The organism is Thermocladium modestius (genome assembly GCF_055398215.1).
This window is the reverse complement of the sequence record NZ_AP043731.1, coordinates 1,297,103-1,314,389: the sequence shown is the minus strand read 5'-3', so window position 1 is coordinate 1,314,389 and position 17,287 is coordinate 1,297,103. Positions and strand designations below refer to the sequence as shown.

Genomic DNA, 17,287 nt, shown 5'->3' with positions numbered 1-17,287 from the left:
CATATGCAGCTCTTCACTGAGGGAATATGGATGAGAGGGCCGGCACGTCGCTTAGCGGTACCGTGAAGGGCTTTAATTGTGGTGGAACGGAGCCGTAATTGCCATAAACTACCCCAGGCAATATGGGAGTTATTCCGTTGCTTCTCAATATGCTCTGGCCCTCTGGGCTGAAGAGAAGCAGCATGAAGTTTATGGCTGCTTGCGAGTTGGGGGCGGCGTATGGAATGGAAGCCGTGTAGACCACGGGATTGCATTGGAACGTCTTGGTGACCCCATTCTCAGTCCACGTTACATTGACGGAGTGGTAATAGTTAACCATGGATAGATTGCCTAGGTTTATCTGGTCCGGCAGGGTTATTATTCCTATCGTGGGCACGGCGGCGTGGGTGGGCAGGGCATTGCTCATATAGGCACTAAGGATGAAGTCTATTTTTCCGCTCTCCATTAACGTGACCAAATCCACCTCAGTGTTCTCCATGTATATCTTGTTTGGATTGAGAGGCTGCCCACCATAATAATAGAGCGTGTCATATACGAGCGATGAATTATCGAAGTAAGTCAATCCGGCCAGCTTTGTGACGCATATTGCTTGGTAGCCAGAAGGATCCGTGAAGGGATTCGATACCCCCACCACTACGCCGGGCTCCATTAAGAGCTCGAATATCTGTTTCCAATATGGACTGCTGCTGGAATTGTCGGTTTGCAGCCACAGATTATAGGCCTCCTTGCCCACCGTGGTGTTTAGGTTAACCAATATTACCATCTGAGTGCTGCCGAAAGCTATCTCGTAATTGGTCAAATTAACGGGGAAAAGAACCTTCGGTATTGTGGTGGTATCAGCCGATGCCACAAGGCTGTACACCTTAGTGGCATTCTCGTCGCTCATTACCTCACCGCTGCCCTTGAATAATGGCACGCCTGTGGTGACAGATGGATATAGTTGCTTATATATATTCAATAAATCGCCGAACGCGAACTTAAGCGTCCCAGCGGCTCCTATATTGAACGCGCCGGGCGAGGATGTAGTTGTTTGAACGGGCTTGGCTGATCTCGGCGATATTAAATAACCCACCGCTAATCCCACAACCAATCCCACCACCAACAGAACCACGCCGAGGACTATGGATTTGGATGCCATGGGAATCTTTATATGGCGTTATTTTTTAACGATAACGCATATGATGCATCCGACGAATCGCATGTCACCCCGTATCACAATGAAACCTTGGAACAATAGTTATATAACAAGAAGGGCTTGAAGAAACCACGGGGAGGTTTTTATAGAATTATAAAGGAGTGGCAAGTTAAGCATCATCGATGAACTACCCCTATTCCTGCTGAGCCGGAATTCACGAGACTTCCTGTACCTGCCGGGGAGTTTATAGTATGAGAGGTTAAAAGATGGGCTCCGGCTTGTATTCCCCCCATTCCTCTCTAAGCACTCTGCTGATCTCTCCGACGGTGGCCCTAGATCTAATTGCATTTAGTATTGCCGGGAATATGTTTAAGTCATCCTTTTCCGCCGTCCTTCTTAACTCATCCAAGCTCTTGCTCCATTTTCCTACGTCCCTATTCTCCTTGACCCGCTTGACTCTCTCAATGCTTCTTCTCCGTGATTCTGGATCCACTTTATGAAGCTCTATCCTAGTGGTTTCATTCTTTCGAAACATATTAACCCCTATTAAGGGCAGTTCGCCGCTATCTACCTTTCTCTGGTACTCATACGCGGAGGCAGCTATCTCTCGCTGGGGGTAACCCATCTCCACGGCTCTTACGGCTCCCCCCAACTTGTCCACGTGATCTATTATCTTCCACGCGTTCTCCTCAATATCATCCGTCAACCACTCTATGTAGTAGGAACCGCCGAGAGGATCCACGGAATCCACTACGCCGCTCTCATATGCTATTACTTGTTGAACTCTGAGCGACAGCTCGACCGATTTCTCAGTGGGGAGAGCCAGGGCCTCGTCAAACGAATTAACGTGCAGAGATTGACAACCTCCGAGCACCGCCGCTAATGCCTGTATCGTGGTTCGTATTATGTTTACCTCGGGCTGCTGCGCAGTCAAAGCGGCTCCGGATGTCTGTACGTGGAACTTCATGCGCATAGATTCCGGGTTAGATGCGCCGAAGCGATCCCGCATTATCTTGCTCCACATCCTCCTAACTGCCCTAAACTTAGCCACCTCCTCGAATAAATTGGTTGTAGCTGCGAAGAAGAACGAGAGCTTCGATGCGAAGTCATCAACCGGTATCCCGTTTCTCTCCTTCGTCCAACTGACGTATTCTATGGCATCGGAGAGCGTGAATGCTATCTCCTGAACCGAGGTGGCGCCGGCCTCCCTGAAGTGATACCCGCTTATGCTTATCGGGTGCCACTTCGGCAAATTCTTAGCAGTATAAGCTATTATGTCGGTTGCATATCTCATGGAATGAAGCGGCGGATAGATGTATAGGTTGCGAGCTATGAATTCCTTCAATATATCGTTTTGAACCGTGCCCTCCAATCCAACCACGTTAATGCCACGCGACTCCGCCACAACAATATACATAGAGAGAAGCTCCGCTGCGGTCGCGTTTATGGTCATTGACGTGCTTATTCTGCCTTGATCAATGCCATCGAACAACACAGACATGGATTCCACCTCAGGAATCGATACTCCAACCTTACCTACCTCCGGGTACGCTAATTGATCATCTGGATCCAACCCCAATTGAGTGGGGAGGTCGAATGCCACGCTTAATCCAGTCTGGCCTTGGTTGAGTAGGAACTTGTATCTGGCATTGGTGTCCTCCGGACTTCCAAACCCGGAGTATTGCCTGAAGGTCCAGAGCCTATGCCTATACATATTGGGGTAAATGCCTCGAGTATATGGATGCTGCCCCGGAAATCCTAGGTAGTCCAGATAATCCCGGTTCCAATCAAGCGGCGTATATAAATTCCGAATCTTCGTGCCATATAACGTCTCAAATTTCCTCTGCTCAGGCATCTTGTTGAGGAGGGGAATTAGGAATTCCCTTCTCCATTCCTCGTACTTAACCCTGAGCTTTTCTATATCCATTATCGATTACAAACATTAAAGGTTTAATATTTTTCTTCACTCAATAAGGAAATTAGTTTGTTAATTACTATTCCATTCTTCCTAATTACGCGTTTTTTGAGGGGAGGAGGATGAATTTGTCGCTTGAGAAATATTCTCAGTAGCGTGATTTCCTTAATTGTATGGAGCGAAATTTAGTATGGGAGAGCTAGGATTGCCCATCTGGACATTAAAGATGCGCCTTGTTTGATGATGCGGAACATGGATAATATGGCTGCCCACTCCTCCGAATTAACGGATATTGTGTCCAGGGCCGGCCTCGAAATGCTTACATAGGCCACCCCTTCACGCTTTAATACACGCTTGATCTCTTTGGCCGCATCTAGATGCCTCCTAACGCAGCATAGCGTTTTATTCGAGAAAACCACGTCTATTGAATTGTCGTCTATGAAATCCATTTTATCGACTGATGCCAGTATGGGGATCACATTATTGATGGATTGACTTTCAATCTTTCTTTTTAATAGGTTAATGGAGTTTTCATCCGCATCAACGGCATAAACGAGTCCCCTGTGTCCTACTCTTCTTGAAATTTCAACCGTGAAAAAGCCGGGGCCGCTTCCCATGTCTAGCACCGTCATGCCATCCTTTACATATTCCCTTATGAACCTCATGGCAGAACCTTCCATCCACTTCCTGGGAGGAAGCAATAAGGCCCGCGCAGGTACCTTTCTATCTGGTTGCATATATGAATATATGGGCCGTTGCTAATTAACGTTTCGTGGATTCCCATTCCGGCGGAATTGAGAACCAGAATTACTGAAAGTGGCCGGCCACCTTAGGAATTATCCCCACTAAATAAACCACCCCGCTCTCACTAATGGAGGTCTCTAGCTAGCATGGACAAATAGACTCTAATGGATGGGAAGGAGGAGAATGTTGACTCCCCTCCCCGTCGTGAGCGGCGGGGACTCCCCGAGGCCTCAAGGATTAAACTCCGTTAATGGGCGCTACTCCGTTATCAATAACAAAGCGTTTTTAACCAGCGAATGGGAATTAAAGCGTGGCCGGCTCTCTGGTGATGGGCATCGACATAAGTGGGGGCGAGTTTGCATACGTCGTTGCCAGTGATAACGGAGTTGTGGAGAGCGGCGCCACGGATGAGTGGGGGCTCTACAGATTAATACGTAAATACAAGATAAGAAAGCTGGCCATAGATAATATACGGGAGTTGCTGGAGGCCGCGCCTCACCTAATAAAAAAGATGGCTGGCCTTCCATTTGATATCTCTATCATTCAAGTAACAAGGTTAAGCGATGGATCCGAGAAAAGCATGGAGCACCTTGCTAAGGAATACTTAGGCATCAACGTCGTTAAGCTATCGCCCCTCCAAACCGCGGAGGCAACGGCACGCCTATCCATAATGGGAGTCGGCACGCCCATAAAGCTCTACGAAGATGAGACTCGCATAATAATAAAGGCGAAGATATCGACTACCCCCGGCGGACAGAGCAGGAATAGATATGAGAGGAATGTATCCCTCAGGATTAAGAGCTTGGCCGAGATGGTCAAGGAGTCCTTGAATAAGGGCGGGATGGATTACGATTTATTCTATAGGGAGAGCGAGGGAATTAGATCGGCCGTGTTCGTGGTGTACGCTGAGAAGTCCGCCGTGAGGCGGTTGGTTAAACCATATAAGGGATTGGATGTGGAAATAAGGATAGAGTCGGCTCTACTGGATTCCTTCAGGTTCGAGGGAGCCAGCGTTCCAAGCCATGACCGAAAATTGATAGTTGGAGTGGATCCCGGGATAGTGGCCGGAGTGGCCATAATGGACTTGAGAGGCAATATACTGAGGCTGTACAGTGGAAGAAGCCTAAGTAGGAGCGCGCTTCTAAGGATGGTGTATAGATACGGCTCTCCCGTAATAATAGCAACCGACGTCAGCAAGCCATCCGACTACGTGAGGAAGCTAGCTGCAATGGTCAACTCAATGCTCTTCGCCCCCGAGAATGATCTTTCCATCGATGAGAAGACTACCATAGCAATGAATTTATCCAGGCAACAGGGAGTAAAGGTGGCGACCACGCATCAGCGAGATGCATTGGCGGCCGCGTATAAGGCCTTCATGAACGTGAAGCCGAAGCTGGATAAAGTGGAGGAAGAGGTTAGGGAACGCGCGGTGGGTTTATCCGTGGATCACGTGAAGGAATTGGTCATAAAGGGAATGCCCATAAGTCAAGCAATAAATGAGGCGATAAAGAAGGAGCAGGCCAGCAATAATGTAAAAGTCATAGTGATAAAGGACAAGCAAAACGATGAGGAGGAGGATAACTCCACATACATAATCGCCCTCGAGAGGGAAGTGGAGAGGTTGAGGCGGGAGAACAATGAGTTGAAAAACGAACTGGAGAGAACCATAATCAGGAGCCCCAGCGGAGATTCAACTCTGAGGACTAGGATATCGTATTTGGAGCAGGACTTAATGAAGGAAATCAACAAGAACATGGAGTTAAGGAATAAGCTGAAGCAGTTGGAGGAGTACTTGGCTGGAATAGTAAGCGGTGACGTGGGGATAGCTGTGAAGGCTGAGGATGAGGAGGCCCTGATAAATCTCTCTAAGAGGGGATACTACCCCATAACCACTTTTCACTCGCTATCCATGATGAACATACACAAGCTACTAGACCTTGGAGCGAACACGGTAATAATAGATGAGGAAACTACCCCCGGCGGGTTAAGGGCATTCTTCAAGCTGGGAATAAATCCCATACCCTTGAAGGATGTAATTGTATGGGACGCAGGCGATGTAAAGCTTATATCAAAGAATTCAGTCATGAATTCCCTCAATAACCTACGCGATCTGGAAACAGAGGTGGATCCAGCCTACGTGGAGGACATAATAAGAGAGTATAGAAGAAACAGATTATGATCACGCATTCACGGGCAATTAACGGCGAAGCGGGGCCCATCAACATATGAGACTTGAGCCCTTAATGATGCCGCACGCCCATATTATTTCGAATCACGCTTTCAAGCTATTAACAATCGCTTGCCGCTGGGGGCCAATAATTGTTTATCGCTATCTACGAATGGCTTTAAGCAATATTTCAATTTTAATTAATTTATTGCTGAGGCTGGTAGGTTTAATAAAGGGTGGCTTCCTCATTTAGTATTAACTCTGCCATCCTGGTTATCCTGCTCAATTCCTCATCCATTATGGATTGGGCCTCCTGCTTCATATTGCCGGTCAATTCTTTCTCTGGGATTATCTCCACGTTCGCTATCAGTGGCTGATCAATGGGCTTGCCTATCTGGCTGAGGAGATAAACATACACCTCCCTCATGCCGGGGATCTCCTTATATAATCTGCTTGCCACCAATGGCGCAAATACATTATATATCTTGCCTATATGATTCACTGGATTCTTGCCGGCCGCCGCCTCCATGGTCATAGGTCTCATGGGGGTGATCAAGCCATTGGCCCTATTGCCTCTCCCCGTCATTCCATCATCTCCATGCTCTGCAGAGGTGCCGGTCACCGTTATGTAGAATATGCCGTTCTCAGGCTTATCGGCTGTGTTGATGAAGACCGATACATCATAACCAGGAGCTATTTTAGCGGCTAAATCCTCTACCTTCCTCTTAACTTCCTCCTTAACGCTTAAGTAGTGGTCCTTGTCCTTCACCAGCGATGAAATGAAGGCGGCAGCTATGGTTACCTTGATCGACTTGCCTTGCCGCAATGCCATTACTTTTACATCCTCCCCCACCTCTGGGTACTTCAGCTTGAACTCCCTGGAGTTCAGAAGCCGCTCGGACTCCATTGCTAATCGCTCCGTGACCGACAATGGGGCGAAGCCAACTCCTATCGATGTATCGTTCGCTAAGGGAATGGCGGAGTGCGCGCCTAACTCGTAGACCCCCACCAAATCAGCCGAGCCGGGCCCTATGGAGTAATTTATAACCACGTGGTCATCGGGATTTAAGAACCTGAAATTATTTTTAATGAATTTCTTTGAAGCGGAAAGAATTATGGGACCAATGGGTATTTTGAAGACTCCATCATTTGTTTTGACCTCTGTTGTAGCTCTGCCAGCGACGTGTATATATATTGGGTGTATTACATTTCCTCCCCCGAACCTAGGAGATGCTTGACCGCCAACCAAGAGCACTTTATCCAAGTTGTGATGAAGTATTGTGCCGAACTCCTTTAGGTAGTACTTGGATAGCTCCCTGCTGGCGGCCTCAGATATGGCGTCGGATATGTAATCTGGATGACCAAGGCCCTTCCGCTCGACCAACTCCACGGGTTGCTCTTCCACCGGTTTTCTATCTATATTGGATACCACTATGTTCCTCATTTCACCCCACCAATAGATCCCTCGCCGCTATATATAGCACTTGATTTCCCCTTATCAATACTTTACCATACTTAACCATAACTTGATCATTATGATAATCCAGTTCCTCTGCATCGTTGACAACTATATTCATACAATAATCAAATGAATTTAATGACCCTCGAAGCATCTTACCCGTCTTGAGCTTCACAACTACCTGCTTATTTAACATCTTATTCAAGAACCGCAGGGGCTGTTGCTCCTCGTTTGCTTTCTGCATTAAGTTCGATTCTATATAGTATTTTTAAATATTGGCCCCCTATCCACGAAATCCCATTCACCCACATTCCTGAAATTCCGGCATCTAAATATTGATTTTGACCTCCACCGACCCTAAAGAGGGGCTTTGGCTTATATTTTATCAGCTTATAACCAAGTCAAGTACATCTAACCAACCCCCCGTCTATTAATATCATTGATCCATTTATGTAGGATGCCTTATCGCTGGCCAAGAAAGCCGCTAAGTATCCTACCTCCTCGGGAGTGCCGTATCTGCCGGCCGGTATTTCCTTGGCCATCTCCCTCAACACATCCTCCACGGATTTCCCCTGCCGAGCTGCAGAGTCAGAGGCTAATTGGCGAGTTCTCTCCGTGAATATGTGGCCCTGCATTATTCCATTGGAGGTGATCCCATGCGGTGCCAGCTCTATCGCCAAGGACTTGACAAGCCCCATTATGGATAGTCTGATCACGTTGGAGAGGACTAAGTTCTGAATGGGCTGTTTCAACGTGAGCGATGTAATATAGATTAGCCTGCCCCATCCTTTTTTGATCATGCTGTTCACGACTCGCCTGGTCAGCCAGACAGCGGAGTGAAGCAGCAATCTAGCCCCGTATTCCCAATCATCATCGTTTAACTCCAAAAATGTGCCTGGCTTGGGCGGCGCCGTATTATATACCATTACGTCGACTCCCCCCAGCTCCTCATTGACGCGCTTAACTAGATCCTCTATATCATCCCTCTTACTTATATCGCCCACGTGATACAATATCTTACCTGCTGCCACCCGTTGAATATCCCTCTTAGCAGTCTCAAGCTCATCTTGATTTCTCGCGAAGAGAACCACATTGGCCCCCTCCATTGCCATTACCCTGGCCACGCCCAACCCAATGCCATGGCTAGATGCTGTCACCAATACGTTCCTATTTTTTAGCCCGAGATCCATGATTGTCCGCTTCCTCGCATAATTTATCCTTTATGGTCAACAGCCAATCATAATCCATACCAAATAGGCAACATAGCTTAATTCCTCACCGTGATCTCAGAATTAATGTACCCTTTATATTTAGGAACCGCAAATTAAGGCGTTTGGGAGAGGCCATGCCTTGATTGGCCAGCCCTTAATAAATACTTGATGACTATATAGATCATGTATAATAGAAATATAATGGATAGCTGTATGGCGATGGAGAACTCCATGGAGTTTATGTAGTCCTTGAAAAGCTCGTATATTGCAATATATAATAATAGAATTAAAGTGGATTCTAAATAATATCGATCCTTTTCAATAATTAAATACACGGATGTTATTCCAATCATGAATGCTGCCAACAAAGATGACTCGCCTCCGCCTTTAATTAGCAAGATCAAAAGCAAGGCAATAATTACTACGGCTACAATTCTCCTCCTATCTATTATAATGAGACCATAATTCACTTCACAATATGGGAAAGGATAATTTAAATAAGTTAAGTCGAATTTACCGCTTAATGAAGATGGCCGTGTATGTTAATGCATTGAGTGATGCATCAGCCCTTGTCATGGATGCCGTTAAATTAAACGAAATAGAGGCATTCGCATTAAGGAGACGCGAGGAGGAGATGGGTCTTCCCCAGTTAATTGGAGCCCCAGATATGGCCCTCGTCGTGGGGGGTGATGGAACCTTATTGCAGTTCATACACGATTACCCTGACTTGGATGTACCTATAATACATGTAGGTGCGGGAAGGGTTAACTTCCTAAGCGATGTGTATCTTAAAGACATTAAAAATGAATTGATCAACATAATCAGCGGCAACTATTTCATAGAAGAACGAAGAGCCTTGAGCGCAGATGTAGGTGGCGGAAGAAGCTGCTTCGCCTTGAACGAGGTGGTAATGAGAAACGTAAACATGGGAAGGCTGGTCACCGTGACCGTGATGGAAGACGGAGATGAGCTACTGAGAGGTAGAATGGATGGTATAATAGTGGCGACCCCCACTGGCTCCACTGCTTATTCCTTCGCTGCAGGCGGCCCCGTGCTAGATCAGAGGGTTAATGCCAAGTTAATAATTCCATTGGTGCCTTTCTCTGTAGGATCATACAAGATAGTCCATCCCTTCGACCAACCCATAATGGTGGCCAGCACGGAAAAGGCATTTATACTGTGCGATGGAGAGAATTTCGGCGAGGTAGCAGAGGCGGTGATAAAGCCGTGGCAAAGAACGATAAAAATGGTGAGGACTCGACGGTTCAACCTATACGAAAGGATGCAGCAGAGACTTTCGATGTTCTGATAATAGACGCCAGCGGTTTCCTCCACGTTAGGAACCCATTGGTGCTCAAGGAATTGGCCAATGAATTGGTCACCACAGACTTGGTTGTTGAGGAATTACGGGATTCATCCATCGCGATGCTGGAGGAATTGCAATTGAATATATTGAGCGTTAATGAGGATGAGCTGGAGCGAGCGGCTCGTATGGCAAGGAATCAACGGCTCAGCAAGGCCGATCTATCGTTGTTGGTGGCCATAGAGCTACGCAAGAGGGGGCGGACGGGGTTATTAAGCGATGACGTGGAGCTCATAAAGACGGCGAAGAGGCTCTTCAACATTCAGGAGGTCGTCGTATTTCTCAAGCCTACTCGGCAACGGAAGCGGTGAATAGGAAGTATTTATCCTCCTCCCGAAGCTCCCGTAGTATCCGCTCAGATATTAGCTTGACGGGATCAATGCCAACCCTGTTCCTTATGTCGTCATAGCTGGTGAATTTCTTTCTATTTCTTTCCTCCAACAACCGCCAGAGGGTCTTCTTCCCAATGCCCTTTAACAACTCCAACGAGTGGAGCTTCAACGTCAAGGGGCCGGCCGTGTTGAAGAAATCCACGAATTTGGACTCCTTCCCCGTAACTATCTTCTCTATTATTTCCTGTAAATTAGCCTTTGCCTCATGGGTCAATTCATCATACTTTAACCTCTTTACTATTTTATTCACCTTATCCCTCGTGCCCGATCCCACGTATATTCGCTCCCCCACCTCAGCCATCATCTGAGGCTTCAGAGTTACCTCCATCAATGTAAAGTACTCATCTCCAATTACTTGGAGGTAAACCTCATTACGGGGAAACCCTCGCCTAGCTATGGATGGCTCCTTAGCCAGCACTTGCTCCGGGGGGACTATATCCAATACATAAGCATATTCTTCTTTCTTATCCATGGACTAGTCAACCCTGAACCTTGGAGTACTTGGATAGGATGTTCAAGATTTCCTCTAGTTCCTCGTTCTTGAACTCCCCCTTCTCGCTGCTTATTATGGACTTTATCTCGTCTATGCTCTGTGGCATTATATTAACTAATTGTATTGCAGTTACCTTAGTTAAACCGAATCTCTCCTCGAGCTCCTTTACCAACTTCTTGGCATTGTCGCTGGATGTCTTGGAGAACTTGCTTAGATACTCCATAGATGTCTCCAATTTAGGAGAGGGACCGTAAGTGGCCAATATATTCCTCAGCACCTCCAATGCCTCCGCGTTAGTTATATCCTCGTAATCGCTGATTCTCTTTGACATTATGATTATAGCGAAGTAATTCACTATTTTAAAGGTATCGCACCATTGATTCATATTAAATAATTCGGGCTCGGGCTTGATTATGATCTCCTTACAGCAGTTTCCATGAAATTCCTCAACACACCCACCACGGACTCCACATCATCTAAGGTCACGTCGCCCATCACGCCTATACGTATCGATTTATCCCTTATCTTCCACATCCCTCCCGATATGGTATATCCATGCTCGCGTAACTTAGATATAACAGCTTGGGGATCCACAGGCGAATAGAACGCGCCCACGGTATTGCTTCTAAGATTAGGCCGTGGAACGCCGGCGAATCCTATTTCCTCCAATTCGCTGTACAAGTAATTCATGCGTTCCAGGTGAGCATTTACGTAATTACCCAATCCCTGGCTTAAAATAATGTCGAGTGAGACGTCCAAGGCAAACATGACGGAAATGGGAGGAGTGTAGGGAGTCTCCAATTTGCTGGAGCTCTTCATGAACTTACTCAAATCCAATGCCGGCGGCCTAGGCGCACTTGAGGTGGGAGCATCATTGAAGAACACAATGGCTGCCCCGGGAGGGGCCATGAAGGCTTTATGGCTGGCCGTGGCCACCACATCGAACTTGGCCGCATCTATAGGCTCCGCCGGCATGCCCGACACGCTGTCAACCAGAACCAACATGCCGTTATCGTGGGCTAGCTTGGCTGCCTCATCTAAGGCCTTGTTGGCAACCCCAGTGCTGGTCTCATTATGGACGGCCAACAATGCCTTGGGTTTTCTCTCATCTATTACCCTCCTCACATCCTCAAGCTTCGGGACATCGCCTAAAACACCCTCGAGCCTAAATACCTTGGCTCCCCTGCTCTCCGCCGATTCCGCTAACCTCTCCGAGAACTCACCCGTTATCAACGCCAGCACTTCATCATTGGGGTCCAGGAAATTATATACTGCGGCATCCACAGCCGTGGTGCCGGTGCCCGGAATTATAGCTACGTTCCTCGCATTGCCTACCTCCAATAATCTATCCGTGACTGACTTGAAGAGCTTCCTGAACTCCTCCGTTCTGTGAAACATGGGTTGAGAGGAGACCGCTCTCAGCACTGCGTCAGGCAGTTGGACCGGGCCGGGAGTCAAGTATTTCATTTCGTGACCACCCGTTTCACCGTCTCCAATAGATTACCGAGCAATTCATCGACTATGCGATCCTGCGCTTCCCTTGTCTCCGCGCCTATATGGGGGGTCATCAATACCTTGGGGTGGGTGGTTATCTTTTGTTCCCACTCATCGCGTGGAGGTTCGTGCTCTAAAACGTCCAACCCCACTCCCCATAACCTATCCAAATGATCCAGCAATGCCTTTGAATCTATCACCTCGCCCCTGCTGGTGTTGACTATGATGGAGTTATCCTTTATTAGTCTCAACGTATTTCCATTTATCATATGATAGGTATCCTTCGTGAGGGATACGTGTATTGTTATGACGTCGCTACTGGCCAATAAATCGCGTATATCCATGAACTGGGCCCCCATTGCGCTGGCCTCCTCTTCCACGTCAATCACATCGGTCACGTTGATTTTCATGCCCATTGCCTTTCCCACCTCTGCAACTGCCTTACCTATCCTGCCGAATCCCACTATTCCCATGGTTTTTCCCCTCAATTCCATGCCCTCATATGCGCCCTTACTCCATTTTCCGTTCCTAATATCGGCATTATATAGATTTATGCGGCGGGCCACGCCTATCATTAAGCCTATCGTTAACTCCGCGGCGGAATACGTGGCGGACCTCGGAGAATTCACTATTGCTATTCCACGGTTCATGGCATGATTAACATCTATGTTATCCAGACCAACACCTGCCCTGGCAATTATCTTCAATTTCTTTCCGGCATCTATTACCTCGGCGGTAACCTTAGTTCTGCTCCTAACTATCATTATATCGTATTTCCCTATTATGCCAAGCAATTCATCCTTGCTTATGCCAGGCTTATACTCCACTTCGAATCCGTATTCCTTTAAGGATTTTATTACCCGATCGTTCACATTATCGGTTATCAAGACGTTCATTTTGATTCCGGAAAGGTCCCCCATTCCAATTGGGTCATGCATTCCCGACCATAATTGCATTTATAAATTTTCCCGCTAAATAAACTTGTAAAAACAATGCAATGAGGCCGAGCGACGACGAACAACATGGAGATAAAGCCATAAACTGACCGCTCCACGGGAAATCAATGACTATCTGTCCATGAACCGCAGCGACATCAATTCCAGGCCAATTATTGCCCGATAACGCTGGATCCCATTGACATGCATGCATAACCTTCAAAATGAGAATGCTATGTTCAATGATAGAAAATATTTAAATCTCTATAATTTACTAAAATATATGTTAAAGAAAATATTAGTCGCAATAGATGGATCCCCTCAATCCAGCAAGGCCCTGGATATAGCTATAGATATGGCAAAACGATTCGAATCCAAGCTATATATTGTTCATGTAATTGAAGAACAGAAATATATGCTGGCCATTAACTATCCCCCAGCCTACCCCGAGATGGTGGATTCATTATTGAAAAATGCCAAGGAATTGCTGGATGAAGCGGCAAAAAAAGCAATGGAGCAGGGCGTAAACGCCGAACAATTGCTGGAGAGAGGGGATGCTGCCAGTAAGATAATAGATGCGGCCGATAATCTGTGTGTCGATATGATAGTGATGGGATCCAGGGGCCTGAGAGGCGTCACCAAATTCCTCCTAGGCTCCGTATCAGAGAGGGTGGTTAAGTACTCCAAGAGACCGGTGATGGTCATTAAGTGATGGCCCAGCATCGCTTTACCATTATTCTGGAATTATATCAAATGATGGGGATTGCTGTAGGCAATACAATGAAGAAAGAATTAATATGGTAATCAACCATGTTTCCCAAAAATCCGAGAGACATTTTTAATTCCTCGTCAACGAGTCGTGCTCAGCATTTTGGGCTGGAGACACATTTTATATTCTCCTATTTATTTAATGGATAGATGGTTACCATAACGTTCCTGGGCTCCGGGGCTGCCATACCAAACAGGTGGAGAGCGCTGCCCAGCATATTGGTATCGCACGAGGGCTATGAGGTATTAATGGATGCGGGGGAGGGAACGCAATCTAGATTGCAGGAGATGGGCATCAGCCCGCTGCGATTGACCCACATACTTCTCTCGCATCTGCACGCAGATCACTTCAATGGCTTGTTGGGATTAATAGCTACAATGCAATTACTGAATAGAACCACCCCCCTAACAATAGTGGGGCCCGCGCCCATTAGGGACTGGCTTCCGGAGCTATCCTTCTTGAGGGTGATCGAGCTAAGGGAATCGAACACCGAGCAAGTAGTCTTGAGCAGTAAAATAGAGATTAGATACATAACGGCATACCATAACGTGCAGGACAACTCCTACTCATTGCTTATTAAGAGGCCCGCGGGCAAATTCAATCCATCCAAGGCCAACGAATTAGGCGTGCCCGTCAAGCTTTGGCGCAAGCTGCATATGGGAGAGAGCGTGAGGGTTGGGAATAGATTGATAACCCCCCAAGATGTTCTCGACAGCGTAGGAAATCCCTTCCTAAAGATAGTATACACGGGCGACACAGCCCCGGGGGAAAACATAGTTAAGATAGCGCAATCAGCCGACGTATTAATACATGACTCCACGTACTTAGATGGCGATGTTGATGGAGAGGAGGCGCACAAGCTTGGCCACTCCACGTGCCTGGATGCCGTCCGAGATGCCGTTGAGGCAGGCGCTAAATCATTGATATTGACCCATATAAGCTATCGCTATGGCCCCGATTATTGGAGTGCCTTCATGAAGTGCGCGATAAAGGCCTTTCCGAAATCAATGGTGGCCATGAATGGCTTGAAGCTCACCCTCTAGATCCTCTCAATTACTGCTCTAAATAACTGGAAGCAGTGCTCGCCCATCTTGATTATGATTGAGTCAAGGGCGTGTTCATCTAAGAGGATAGAGGATGCGGTCCCCTAAGGCATTGATTATCACGGCTATCTCGCTAGGCGACAGCTCGTATACTCTTTTATTTATTTTATCTATATCTATGTACTGGACCGCCTCCTTACCATAAAAATGGCTTACCACCTTCCTTAAGACCTTATTCGGCTGGGTAAATACCTTCCCCGTGAATTTCTCCAATAAACCCAAATCAATACACTCCTTTTTCCTATTCATTTTAATTATGGCGGAGTACACCTTAGGCCTTGGAATAAATGCAGTGGGCGGCACTACATCTATTAACTCAACATCGGCCGCGCATTGAACCATGACGCTCAATCGACCGTAGTTCTCAGTGCCGGGCAAGGCCATTAATCTCTCCGCGACCTCCTTTTGAAGAGTTAAAACGGCGTTCTTGAACGAGGTCTTGGTTAATAGAGCTATTATTATGCTGGAGGTCTCGGCGTAGGGTATGTTTGAGACCACAGAATCCACCGCTCTCAGGGGAGGCATTCTTCCATCACAAGAAATGAAGTCCACATTGACCCAGCCAGCTGCCATATCCGAATACACCCGCCTAACCTTGGGATCCAAGTCACATGTTATCAACCAATTCACGTTATTTCTAATCGATGAAGTCAAATCGCCAAGGCCCATCCCTATCTCCAATACGGTTTCGGCCCCATTAACTGTCTTGGCTATCTTGCTTATATAATGTTCGTCCACCATGAAGTTCTGCCCAAGCCTCTTACTGGGCCTTATTCCATACTTGAGCATCAATTGCCTAACCCTCCCGGCACGTCCATGCATTGGTTCATGGAATTCATTCGTCCTTATAAAGATTTTACGAGGCAAGATTAATGGCAAGCGATGAGGCGATGACCACCGCGAGGACCTCTAAGGAACCTGGTTAATTGTCTATGATTTATCTAGGCAGTGGGGGAGGCCAATTCCACGCTCTTGCTGCCGAGAACGGCCCAGTACAGAGCTGCCGCCAGCAACGCAGGAATCGAAAGTATTTGCCACAAAATTACTGGGTTGTATAGATATATCTGCATCGTCTCGCTGGCCAACACGGAGCCCGCGCTCCTGCCTATGCTGGTCGCCAAGTTAAAGAGACCCATGTACTGGCCCCTCCTATCGGCCTCCGCCATGTTCATGGCAAGCGCTTGAGCCAATGGGGAGACTATCATCTCTCCCATGGTTATCGCCACTACATCAGCCATGGCTAGATAGAAGTTACCGATAAATGCAACCAAGCTGTACGATGCATAGTATATTATGGATCCATAGGTGAGCCACTTAATGGCGTTTCTCTTGGATATAAACCTCCCCACCCTCTCCTGCAACAGGACCACCAGTAAACCATTCAAGCCAAACACCATCCCCACCTCCGAGGTGGGAATCCCCCTGACCTCGTTGTAATACATTGCCAAGGCGAATCCCATCATGCCCATCACCATAAATAGAAACAAAGATGGAACCAAGAATTTGGAGAAGTCTCTACTTATATTTGTCAACTTTATCCTGCTCCTCACCTTCAAATCCTTGATCGTGGATACCAAAGGGAGGGCGGCGAAAGAGATGGTGGCGGTTAATAGGAAAAGCGATCTATAACCTATGTACTGGATCGCCACCCCTCCTATGAATGGGCCCAAGGCCCATCCAGCGTTCGCCCCCACCCTAACTTTGCTATAGGCATTAACTAAGTTCTCCATACCCTTCCTGACATCCCCCACCAAGGTGGAGCTGGCCACGGCGTACATGGAACTGAAAATAGATTGAGCCAATAATAGCGACATCAATAGTATGGGATCCCTTGCCAAGTAGGCCCCCGCCAAAGTAACCACTCCTCCAATAATTCCTATGCTCATGGTCCTCACGCGGCCCAAGTAATCCGTCAATACTCCTCCCACCATCTGGGCCGCGGCGCCTGTTATAGCCTGGGCAGCATAATAAATGCCTATCATCCATAGTGGCGTATTGAAGCGGTAAAGTATCAGGCCTATGTATGGCCATATTATGGAGAAGCCGAGGGACCTGATCCCGCTCAGCAGCATCACCTTATCTACATAATCCATTACAGCGGCAATAT

Annotated in this window: 18 protein-coding genes; 5 read left to right on the top strand and 13 right to left on the bottom strand. The window is 47.2% G+C overall.

All coding sequences use genetic code 11. The features are described 5' to 3' along the window. Positions 1-13 precede the first annotated feature (13 nt). The 3 genes from ACZ5ZS_RS06805 to ACZ5ZS_RS06795 all read right to left on the bottom strand — a co-directional run bounded on the left by ACZ5ZS_RS06805 (position 14) and on the right by ACZ5ZS_RS06795 (position 3,715). On the bottom strand, positions 14-1,138 hold the full coding sequence (locus ACZ5ZS_RS06805) for a substrate-binding domain-containing protein (protein ID WP_188596833.1): 1,125 nt from the start codon (positions 1,136-1,138) through the stop codon (positions 14-16). Positions 1,139-1,394: 256 nt separating this feature from the next. Next, complete coding sequence (locus ACZ5ZS_RS06800) at positions 1,395-3,062, bottom strand: acyl-CoA mutase large subunit family protein (RefSeq protein ID WP_188596832.1); 1,668 nt, start codon at positions 3,060-3,062, stop codon at positions 1,395-1,397. 173 nt (positions 3,063-3,235) lie between these two features. Beyond that, complete coding sequence (locus ACZ5ZS_RS06795) at positions 3,236-3,715, bottom strand: class I SAM-dependent methyltransferase (protein WP_229657735.1); 480 nt, start codon at positions 3,713-3,715, stop codon at positions 3,236-3,238. 389 nt (positions 3,716-4,104) lie between these two features. Here ACZ5ZS_RS06795 and ACZ5ZS_RS06790 point away from each other — a divergent pair, with 389 nt between their 5' ends. Then, complete coding sequence (locus ACZ5ZS_RS06790) at positions 4,105-5,973, top strand: DUF460 domain-containing protein (RefSeq protein ID WP_188596830.1); 1,869 nt, start codon at positions 4,105-4,107, stop codon at positions 5,971-5,973. A 214-nt stretch (positions 5,974-6,187) separates the two neighbouring features. Here ACZ5ZS_RS06790 and ACZ5ZS_RS06785 read toward each other — a convergent pair whose 3' ends face one another. From ACZ5ZS_RS06785 to ACZ5ZS_RS06770, 4 genes are all read right to left on the bottom strand, one after another. Further along, positions 6,188-7,405, bottom strand: coding sequence for a methionine adenosyltransferase (locus tag ACZ5ZS_RS06785; protein ID WP_188596829.1), 1,218 nt, complete (start codon positions 7,403-7,405; stop codon positions 6,188-6,190). Between the two features lies 1 nt (position 7,406). Beyond that, a complete protein-coding gene (locus ACZ5ZS_RS06780; RefSeq protein WP_188596828.1) occupies positions 7,407-7,664 on the bottom strand; it encodes an LSM domain-containing protein in 258 nt (85 codons plus the stop codon). A 157-nt stretch (positions 7,665-7,821) separates the two neighbouring features. Beyond that, on the bottom strand, positions 7,822-8,610 hold the full coding sequence (locus ACZ5ZS_RS06775; protein WP_188596827.1) for an SDR family oxidoreductase: 789 nt from the start codon (positions 8,608-8,610) through the stop codon (positions 7,822-7,824). Between the two features lie 134 nt (positions 8,611-8,744). Beyond that, a complete protein-coding gene (locus ACZ5ZS_RS06770) occupies positions 8,745-9,101 on the bottom strand; it encodes a hypothetical protein (RefSeq protein WP_075059103.1) in 357 nt (118 codons plus the stop codon). Between the two features lie 53 nt (positions 9,102-9,154). Between ACZ5ZS_RS06770 and ACZ5ZS_RS06765 the strand changes: the two genes are divergently transcribed. Beyond that, positions 9,155-9,940 (top strand): NAD(+)/NADH kinase, encoded by a 786-nt coding sequence (locus ACZ5ZS_RS06765; protein WP_188596826.1) that lies wholly within the window; start codon positions 9,155-9,157, stop codon positions 9,938-9,940. Then, positions 9,859-10,305 carry a PIN domain-containing protein gene (locus ACZ5ZS_RS06760; RefSeq protein WP_188596825.1) on the top strand — a complete coding sequence of 149 codons (447 nt, stop codon included), beginning with the start codon at positions 9,859-9,861 and terminating at the stop codon, positions 10,303-10,305. Before ACZ5ZS_RS06765 ends, ACZ5ZS_RS06760 begins: the two co-directional genes overlap by 82 nt. Here ACZ5ZS_RS06760 and ACZ5ZS_RS06755 read toward each other — a convergent pair. From ACZ5ZS_RS06755 to ACZ5ZS_RS06740, 4 genes are all read right to left on the bottom strand, one after another. Next, complete coding sequence (locus ACZ5ZS_RS06755) at positions 10,283-10,858, bottom strand: DUF655 domain-containing protein (protein ID WP_188596824.1); 576 nt, start codon at positions 10,856-10,858, stop codon at positions 10,283-10,285. The genes ACZ5ZS_RS06760 and ACZ5ZS_RS06755 overlap by 23 nt on opposite strands. 7 nt (positions 10,859-10,865) lie before the next feature. After that, a complete protein-coding gene (locus tag ACZ5ZS_RS06750; RefSeq protein WP_188596823.1) occupies positions 10,866-11,210 on the bottom strand; it encodes an RNA polymerase Rpb4 family protein in 345 nt (114 codons plus the stop codon). An 80-nt stretch (positions 11,211-11,290) separates the two neighbouring features. Further along, complete coding sequence (locus ACZ5ZS_RS06745) at positions 11,291-12,346, bottom strand: pyridoxal-phosphate-dependent aminotransferase family protein (RefSeq protein WP_188596822.1); 1,056 nt, start codon at positions 12,344-12,346, stop codon at positions 11,291-11,293. Then, complete coding sequence (locus ACZ5ZS_RS06740; RefSeq protein ID WP_229657734.1) at positions 12,343-13,311, bottom strand: D-2-hydroxyacid dehydrogenase; 969 nt, start codon at positions 13,309-13,311, stop codon at positions 12,343-12,345. The genes ACZ5ZS_RS06745 and ACZ5ZS_RS06740 overlap by 4 nt, the downstream gene beginning before the upstream one ends. Before the next feature lie 280 nt (positions 13,312-13,591). Between ACZ5ZS_RS06740 and ACZ5ZS_RS06735 the strand changes: the two genes are divergently transcribed. Both ACZ5ZS_RS06735 and ACZ5ZS_RS06730 read left to right on the top strand, forming a co-directional pair. Next, positions 13,592-14,020, top strand: a complete 429-nt coding sequence (locus tag ACZ5ZS_RS06735) for a universal stress protein (protein ID WP_188596821.1) — start codon at positions 13,592-13,594, stop codon at positions 14,018-14,020. 206 nt (positions 14,021-14,226) lie between these two features. Beyond that, complete coding sequence (locus ACZ5ZS_RS06730) at positions 14,227-15,120, top strand: ribonuclease Z (protein ID WP_188596820.1); 894 nt, start codon at positions 14,227-14,229, stop codon at positions 15,118-15,120. Between the two features lie 75 nt (positions 15,121-15,195). Here the strand turns inward: ACZ5ZS_RS06730 and rsmA are convergent, their stop codons facing one another. Both rsmA and ACZ5ZS_RS06720 read right to left on the bottom strand, forming a co-directional pair. Next, a complete protein-coding gene (rsmA, locus tag ACZ5ZS_RS06725) occupies positions 15,196-16,002 on the bottom strand; it encodes a 16S rRNA (adenine(1518)-N(6)/adenine(1519)-N(6))-dimethyltransferase RsmA (protein WP_188596819.1) in 807 nt (268 codons plus the stop codon). Between the two features lie 119 nt (positions 16,003-16,121). Then, positions 16,122-17,273: an MFS transporter gene (locus ACZ5ZS_RS06720; RefSeq protein WP_188596818.1), complete on the bottom strand. Its 1,152-nt coding sequence runs from the start codon at positions 17,271-17,273 to the stop codon at positions 16,122-16,124. Between the last annotated feature and the right edge of the window lie 14 nt (positions 17,274-17,287).